Annotated in this window: 3 protein-coding genes; 1 reads left to right on the top strand and 2 read right to left on the bottom strand. The window is 60.8% G+C overall.

What is annotated here, in order from left to right; genetic code table 11:
• Positions 1-481 precede the first annotated feature (481 nt).
• Complete coding sequence (locus ABHR76_RS09950) at positions 482-733, top strand: ferredoxin family protein (protein WP_158564522.1); 252 nt, start codon at positions 482-484, stop codon at positions 731-733.
• 114 nt (positions 734-847) lie between these two features.
• Here the strand turns inward: ABHR76_RS09950 and ABHR76_RS09945 are convergent, their stop codons facing one another.
• Together ABHR76_RS09945 and nadC are read right to left on the bottom strand one after the other, a co-directional pair.
• The gene (locus ABHR76_RS09945; protein WP_006235217.1) at positions 848-1,393 is read right to left on the bottom strand and encodes a transcription repressor NadR; all 546 of its coding nucleotides are present in this window, start codon (positions 1,391-1,393) and stop codon (positions 848-850) included.
• The coding region (gene nadC, locus ABHR76_RS09940; protein WP_346977638.1) for a carboxylating nicotinate-nucleotide diphosphorylase at positions 1,393-2,014 on the bottom strand (622 nt) is incomplete at its 5' end. The genes ABHR76_RS09945 and nadC, both read right to left, overlap by 1 nt.

Below are 2,014 nucleotides of genomic sequence, written 5' to 3'. Positions count from 1 at the left end.
ATCTAAGTCAATTCATATAAGATTTCTTATTGCCGAGAGTTTAGGTTCGCAAATACGCAGGTAGACGCACTGTTTGAGTTCTCGGCAAATCTATCGAGATCTATGTAGAGATGGCTGAGGCTTGAGTCCGGGGGTGCCTGGGGGCCGTCTTGCGGAAAGCTCATCCCGGTTTGAGCGTGGATTCCGGGTCGCAGTTTCCGTCTGAAGGCTCAACCGGAAACCGTATCCCGTTTTGGGAGCTGATACCGGCTCGCATTTTCCGCTAGCGGGCCTAACCGGAAACTGCAACCCGTTTTTCGACAAAATAATGGGATGCGGTTTCCGCAAGCACGCTCAATCGCCCTATATTTCAAGTCACCTTTAGCTAACATTTACGCAGCTCAACGGCCCCACCTGCGTGTTTTCTAGTAAACCTTGGCATACTCGGCGAACGGTATGAAGATGCCGGCCAGAGGGTATTGCAAACGGTCGCTCCCGTGGTATGTTTTTGCCCGAATCAAACCGGCGCGCATCGCCTGTAGCGTCGGTCAACAGAGAGGAAACTACCATGGCTCATCCCGTAATTGATGCCGACGAGTGCATCGCTTGTGGCGTTTGCGTCGACTCCTGCCCCGCTGGCGTTCTGGAGCTCCAGGACGTCGCTACCGTCGCTGACGAGGACTCCTGCGTCGCCTGTGGCGCTTGCCAGGACGCTTGCCCCGCCGGCGCGATCACCGAGATCGTCGAGGAGTAACGACTCCCCCACCTGCACACTCAAAAGTACACCGTGCACAAAAAAGGAGGCCTCCGCATCGCCGCGGAGGCCTCCTTTTGCATTCGTGGGCAGCTAATTGGGGACGGTGTCGGGCTAGGACAAATCATCCTCGTAGGGCATTAAATCGGCTAGGTAGCCTTTCTCCTTGAGCATCGCCTCAATTTCGTCGAGGGTCTGTTCGTCCTCCGCCGCAATGCGATGGAAGTGATAGCCGCTCGTCACCGTCAGCAGCGGAAAGCTCTTGCCGCTCTCGATATCGCGCAGATAGCGCTCGACATCGCGACGATTGCGGATGTCCAGGTCGGCCGTAATCTTACCGTACACGCGGTGATTGACAATCACGTTGAGCACGGCGCCGCCGGCGTCGACGATACTCGTGAGCTCATCGCCTGCCTGCTCCACGCTGTGGCGAACCTTGACCAAGCGCGTAGGCACGGCGGGGCTGCTGGGGGCCTCCTGCAGCACGTAGCCGCGGTTGGTCGCCACGATATCGTGCCCATCGGCGCGCAGCAGGGCGATGTCCTGCACCACGATCTGGCGGCTCACACCCACCTCGCGGGCAAGCGCGCTGCCCGATACGGGCCCCTTGGCCCCCTCGAGCACGGCCATGATGGCACGGCGACGCTCGCGGGCGTTCATTATTTACCGTCCAGCAGACGCAGGTGCTTAAGCGAGAGGTCGAGGATCGGCGCGGAGTGCGTCAGGGCGCCCGAGCTAATAAAGTCAACGCCCAGGTCGGCAAGCGCGCGGATATTGCTGGCATCCACGTTGCCCGAGCACTCGGTCTTGGCGCGGCCGGCGATAAGTTCAATAGCGGCGGCCATGTCGTCATGGGTCATGTTGTCGAACATGATGATGTCGGCGCCGGCCTCCACGGCCTCGCGCACCATGTCCAGGTTCTCGCACTCGATCTCGACCGTCGTGGTAAACGATGCATGGGCGCGCGCCATCTCGATCGCGCGCGTCACGCCACCGGCGGCATCGATGTGGTTGTCCTTGAGCATGACGGCCGTCGACAGGTTGTAACGGTGGTTGCTGCCGCCGCCGATCTCGACCGCGGCCTTCTCGAAGACGCGCATGCCCGGCGTGGTCTTGCGCGTGTCGACGAGCACGGTCTTGGTTCCCTCGAGCGCCGCGGCCATGCTGTGCGTGTAGGTAGCGATGCCGCTCATGCGCTGCAGGTAGTTGAGCGCCACGCGCTCGCCCGAAAGCAACACGCGCGCATCGCCGCGCACCTGACCCACATGGTCGCCGGCGTGC

Source organism: Collinsella aerofaciens (assembly GCF_039752985.1).
Taxonomy (GTDB): domain Bacteria; phylum Actinomycetota; class Coriobacteriia; order Coriobacteriales; family Coriobacteriaceae; genus Collinsella; species Collinsella aerofaciens_BT.
This window is presented reverse-complemented; position numbering and strand designations above follow the sequence as displayed.